Consider the following 6,012-nt stretch of genomic DNA (forward strand, 5'->3'; position numbering starts at 1 on the left):
CTCTTATTTACTCTCAATTCGAATTCGAATGGTGATGCCTGATTCATTAGGATTAAAAATCCGTTAGAATAGCGTTTTACCAAATCGATAACTACAGCGCATTCTACCCTAGCAAATTGGGCTATGCACATATAAATCGTAACGAAACACATTCAGGATGTTAAATGCATGTCTACCGCACATGAAAAAATTCAATTGCAGGCTATTGTGCCTGAAAACTTGTTTGGCAAAAGATTAGATCAAGCTTTAGCTGAAATGTTCCCAGATTATTCACGATCACGTATAAAAGAATGGATTTTGGCTAATTATGTAAAAGTTGACGGTCAAATACTCAACAAACCTAGAGAAAAATTAATAGGTGATGAGAAAATTGAAATTGACGCTGAAGTTGAAGTACAAGTACAACATCAAGGCCAAGAGATTGACCTAAACATAGTGTTTGAAGATGAACATATTTTGGTGATTAACAAGCCCATGAACTTAGTTGTGCATCCAGGCGCAGGCAATAGTGATGGCACGGTTTTGAACGCATTACTCAATCACGCGCCAGAAATTGCAAATGTGCCCCGCGCCGGAATTGTGCATAGACTGGATAAAGATACCACTGGCCTTATGGTGGTAGCAAAAACCATCCCTGCACAAACCCATTTAGTGGAACAATTGCAAGCCAGAGAAATCAGCCGAGAGTATGAGGCTGTTGTGGTGGGGACTATGGTTGCCGGTGGTACAGTTGATGCACCTATTGGTCGACATCAAACCAAACGTACCAACATGGCAGTGCGAGAATCAGGCAAACCAGCCATGACCCACTACCGCGTAAAAGAGAAGTTTCGGGCTCACACCTATATCCGCTTAAAATTGGAGTCGGGACGTACCCATCAAATCCGCGTACATATGTCTCATCTTCGATATCCATTGGTAGGAGACCAAGCGTACGGTGGTAGACCTAGGCCACCTAAAGCCTGTAATGAAAACATGGTGGAAATGTTAAGACAGTTTCGTCGTCAGGCATTGCATGCTATTCAATTAGAGTTAACCCACCCAGTTACAGGGGAATGGATGAGTTGGCAAGCACCACTCCCACAAGACTTTACTGAACTTCTAGATGTTTTACGAGAAGACAAAGCAGAGCATGGCAGCGGCGAAGTGTAATTTTGAGTCAGCCCCGATTTATATATCCCAATTGGCCTGCGCCTAAAAATGTTCGGGCCTTTACAAGTTATAGAAGTGGGGGCTTTAGTTTGCCCCCTTTTGATTCGTTGAATATTGCGCAACATGTTGGAGACAATCCAAAGGTCGTTAACAAAAATAGGCAACAACTTCCTAATTTTGAGAATTTTGTTTGGCTTAATCAAACCCATAGCAACGTTTGCATTAACTTAGGCCGTGATGTTGATAGGGTAGATTTGTCAGCAGATGCGTGTTTCTCTAACCAAAAACACCTAGTTTGCGCTGTGATGACGGCAGATTGTTTACCCATTTTGTTATGCAATCAGCAAGGCACTTATGTGGCAGCCGTGCATGCTGGGTGGCGTGGATTAGCTAATGGTGTGATAGAAAATACCCTAGCGGCAATGCCTACTGATGCTCAACCTTTGCTGGCGTGGATGGGGCCCGCTATTAGTCAAAATTATTTCGAAGTGGGCAGTGAGGTTAAGCACGCTTTTCGCGATTATTCTCTTGCTTTTAAGCGCAATAATAATAGTAACCAAGAAAAATATTTTGTCGACTTGTATCAAATTGCCAAGCAAAAAATGTTGGCTCTTGGCATAACTCAAATCTATGGTGGAGAATATTGTACCTATCAACAATCTGAGCTGTTTTTTTCACACCGCCGAGCATCACATCAGGCAAATATGAAAGCCTCTGCAACTGCCGCAACGGGCAGGGTCGTTAGCGCTATTTATCTAGATTGAACATTGTTACTTTCTTGATCTTTATCAGTAAATTCTTTTAATTATCATATATTAATACACTATTTACGAGTCTAAAAAAGTGACTTGTTAAATGCATAAACTTGTCTGTGGTAAAAGCAATGAGGTGAAAAAATATACTTGAATTGCTCGCAAATGGTACCCATAACAAATCTATACAAAGTCGCAGTGGAGTAATTTTATGCGCTTAGAAAGTTTTACAAATAAGTTTCAAATGGCCCTTTCAGAAGCCCAATCTTTGGCATTAGGGCGAGATCATCAATATATAGAGCCAGTTCACCTTATGACCGCGTTGCTGAATCAACAAGGTGGCTCAGTGCGGCCTTTGTTAGATCAAGCCAACATTAATGTAAATAGCTTGCGCTCGGCACTATCAGAAGCAGTTGATAAGTTGCCTAGAGTGTCGGGAATGGGCGGCGATGTGCAACTGGGTAAAAGCAGTGTTGTTTTACTGAACCTTTGCGACAAAATTGCGCAACAGCGCAAAGATGATTACATCACCTCAGAAGTGTTTGTGCTGGCTGCTTTGCAAGATAAAGGCAGTTTAGGTGATTTATTGAAGCAGTCTGGCGCTGATCAACAAAAAATTGAGAAAGCTATTGAGAAAATGCGAGGTGGGCAGAAAGTGACCGACCAAAATGCGGAAGATGTACGCCAAGCATTAGATAAATTTACTACCGATCTCACTGAGCGTGCCGAGCAAGGTAAATTAGACCCCGTAATTGGACGAGATGATGAGATACGTCGAACTATTCAGGTATTACAACGCCGCACCAAAAATAATCCAGTATTAATTGGTGAGCCAGGCGTAGGTAAAACCGCCATCGCTGAGGGGCTGGCGCAACGTATTATTAATTCAGAAGTACCAGAAGGTTTAAAAAATAAACGGGTATTGTCACTGGATATGGGCTCATTAATAGCGGGTGCAAAATTTCGTGGAGAATTTGAAGAACGGTTAAAAGCGGTTCTGAATGAATTGAGCCAAGAAGAAGGCAGAGTGATCCTCTTCATCGATGAATTACATACTATGGTGGGAGCAGGTAAAGGTGAAGGCGCCATGGATGCGGGTAATATGCTAAAGCCTGCTTTGGCCAGAGGAGAGTTGCATTGTGTTGGAGCCACTACCCTTAATGAGTATCGTCAGTTCATCGAAAAAGACGCCGCCCTAGAGCGCCGTTTTCAAAAAGTATTAGTTGATGAGCCAAGTGTAGAAGATACTATTGCCATTTTAAGGGGATTAAAAGAACGCTACGAACTGCACCATTCCGTAGAAATTACCGACCCTGCTATTGTAGCCGCGGCTTCACTTTCTCACAGATATATTAGCGATAGACAATTGCCAGACAAAGCCATTGACTTAATAGACGAATCGGCATCGAGTATTCGCTTACAAATGGATTCAAAACCAGAGGATATGGATAAGCTTGAGCGGCGAATTATTCAACTGAAATTAGAAGAACAGGCCCTAGCTAAAGAAAAGGATGAAGCAAGCCACAAACGCTTAGAAATAATTGAACTGGAACGAGAACAAGCAGAACATAAGTTTTCAGAACTTGAAACTATTTGGAAGTCTGAAAAACAGGCGATGCAAGGCACTCAGTCAATTCGCTCCGAATTAGAACAAGCCAAACTTGACTTAGAAATCGCCCGTAGAGCTTCTGACTTAAGTCGCATGTCAGAACTCCAATATGGCCGCATTCCTGAACTTGAATCTAAACTTGAGTTGGCTTCTGAGTCTGAAACCCAAGAAACCACACTGTTAAAAAATAAAGTAACTGAGAACGAAATTGCTGACGTCCTATCTCGTTGGACTGGGATACCTGTTTCCAAAATGCTCGAGGGCGAAAAAGCCAAGTTATTGTCAATGGAAACGGCGTTACACAAGCGCGTAGTAGGGCAAAGTGAAGCAGTCACATCAGTGGCTAATTCGATTCGCCGTTCTAGGGCTGGTTTATCTGATCCTAATCGTCCTATAGGCTCTTTTTTATTCTTAGGACCAACAGGTGTTGGGAAAACGGAGTTGTGCAAAACATTGGCAAACTTTTTGTTCGATACTGAAGATGCCATGGTGCGTATCGATATGTCTGAGTTTATGGAAAAGCACTCGGTATCTCGTCTAGTGGGAGCACCTCCGGGGTATGTGGGTTATGAAGAAGGAGGCTATTTAACCGAGGCCGTAAGGCGCAAACCCTATTCGGTCATTTTATTGGACGAAGTGGAGAAAGCCCATCCAGATGTGTTTAATATTTTACTGCAAGTATTGGATGACGGCCGGTTAACCGATGGTCAAGGGCGTACTGTGGATTTTAAGAACACAGTCATTATTATGACCTCTAATCTTGGGTCAGATATTATTCAAGAAGTCAGCGGTGAAAGTAACTATCAGCAAATGAAAAGTTTAGTTATGACGGCCGTTGGCGAACATTTTAGACCAGAGTTTCTTAATCGGGTTGACGATCTTGTTGTTTTCCACCCCTTAGGTAAAGAGCAGATCACTTCCATTGCAAAGATCCAAATGAGAACACTAAGAGAAAGATTGGCGGAAAAAGGATACAAATTGGAACTAAGCCTAGCAGCACTCGACAAAATCGCCGATGCGGGATTTGACTCGGTGTATGGGGCTAGGCCATTGAAGCGGGCTATCCAAACAGCAATTGAAAATCCACTGGCACAGAAAATATTGTCAGGGGAATTGAAAGGAGATGGCACTATTAAGATTGATATAAAAGATTCAGAGATCACAATAGATTAGGTTTAAAAGTTTGCTGTTAGATTTGGAATTACACCTCTATTAGTTTATTGAGACGTTTCGATTATTAGAGAAAGTAGCGATTGTTTAGGGTTGGTTACGATCATTTCTATGCCTTTGGAGAGTAAACAAGATAAACTCCAATCATGATTAAACTTTGACGCTAGTGGAAGTGCAGTAATGACAGAACAAAAACGTAGAGGAATTTACCTCTTACCTAATTTATTAACCACAGCGGGACTATTTTCTGGTTTCTTCGCCATAGTCTCGTCTATGAATGGTCGTTTTGAAGCGGCTGCTGTAGCTATATTTGTGGCGATGATTTTTGATGGCCTAGATGGTCGAGTGGCTAGAATGACTAATACTCAGAGTGAGTTTGGCGCTGAGTACGACTCTATGGCTGATATGGTCTCTTTTGGTGTGGCACCAGCACTGGTTGCCTATAATTGGGGGTTGACGGGGTTAGGTAAAATTGGTTGGCTTGCTGCCTTTATATACGTTGCAGGGGCAGCGTTAAGGCTGGCTAGATTTAATACACAAATTGGCATTGCTGATACTCGATATTTTCAGGGGCTAGCAAGCCCAGCCGCTGCTGCCTTAGTCGCTGGCTTAATATGGGTAGGAGTAGAATATGATATTAACGGCCAAGACTACGGAATTATTGTTGCACTTATTACCGGTATTGCAGGTTTGTTGATGGTAAGTAACTTTAAATACAATTCATTTAAAGAATTGAATTTACACGGCAAAGTGCCTTTTGTTGCCTTGTTACTTATTATGTTGATTTTTGTAGTGGTGGCGACTGAGCCAGCATTGGTGTTGTTTGTAGTCTTTGCTTTATATGCACTTGCGGGGCCCATTAATACTTTTAGAACAGTGGATAAAGTCAGGCTGGAACATGTTGTTGGTGATGCTGAAGAGCATAATGAAGAGTGCAGCTCTGTAGAAGACAAGAAAACTGAAGATAAATAGTATCTATGGTTATTTATTAAGCTTACTCTAAGTTTTTACCACTTTGGTAATGGTGTTTTACTGTAAGTAACTAAAATATATAGATATTACCATTTTTGTAAAGAGGCACTCAATTCAATGGAGTGTCTTTTTTTTGTCTGAATTATGAATATTACCTTAGATAATTACTGCTTTTTCCTATGTTATTAAGATGAACTCCCTGTTTATAACTATTAATTTTCAAATTAATTTAACTTTTTTTGAATTATTTGTTGACAGTGATTCAAAATCCCGTATTATTCGCCTCCCGCTTGAGAGGGTCCACGGACAGCATCTTAAGCCGCTAACGCAGTTAGCATGCTCTTTAACAATTAGAAC

Annotated in this window: 4 protein-coding genes; all 4 read left to right on the top strand. The window is 41.4% G+C overall.

Going from position 1 to position 6,012, the window contains the following annotated elements; genetic code table 11:
* Positions 1-168: 168 nt before the first annotated feature.
* The 4 genes from rluD (at position 169) to pssA (ending at position 5,655) form a co-directional block, all read left to right on the top strand.
* Positions 169-1,152, top strand: coding sequence for a 23S rRNA pseudouridine(1911/1915/1917) synthase RluD (gene rluD / locus Q0688_RS16800; protein ID WP_299079488.1), 984 nt, complete (start codon positions 169-171; stop codon positions 1,150-1,152).
* Positions 1,153-1,241: 89 nt separating this feature from the next.
* A complete protein-coding gene (gene pgeF, locus Q0688_RS16805) occupies positions 1,242-1,916 on the top strand; it encodes a peptidoglycan editing factor PgeF (protein ID WP_367179814.1) in 675 nt (224 codons plus the stop codon).
* Positions 1,917-2,115: 199 nt separating this feature from the next.
* Positions 2,116-4,686, top strand: coding sequence for an ATP-dependent chaperone ClpB (gene clpB / locus Q0688_RS16810; RefSeq protein WP_299079494.1), 2,571 nt, complete (start codon positions 2,116-2,118; stop codon positions 4,684-4,686).
* 177 nt (positions 4,687-4,863) lie between these two features.
* Positions 4,864-5,655 carry a CDP-diacylglycerol--serine O-phosphatidyltransferase gene (pssA, locus tag Q0688_RS16815; protein ID WP_299079497.1) on the top strand — a complete coding sequence of 264 codons (792 nt, stop codon included), beginning with the start codon at positions 4,864-4,866 and terminating at the stop codon, positions 5,653-5,655.
* The last annotated feature ends 357 nt before the right edge of the window (positions 5,656-6,012 follow it).

Source organism: uncultured Paraglaciecola sp. (assembly GCF_937123705.1).
Classification (GTDB): domain Bacteria; phylum Pseudomonadota; class Gammaproteobacteria; order Enterobacterales; family Alteromonadaceae; genus Paraglaciecola.

Bases quoted from the DNA above. Each gene is read 5' to 3' on its own strand.
- rluD (WP_299079488.1), top strand. From the start codon at position 169: ATGTCTACCGCACATGAAAAAATTCAATTGCAGGCTATTGTGCCTGAA.
- clpB (WP_299079494.1), top strand. From the start codon at position 2,116: ATGCGCTTAGAAAGTTTTACAAATAAGTTTCAAATGGCCCTTTCAGAA.
- pssA (WP_299079497.1), top strand. From the start codon at position 4,864: ATGACAGAACAAAAACGTAGAGGAATTTACCTCTTACCTAATTTATTA.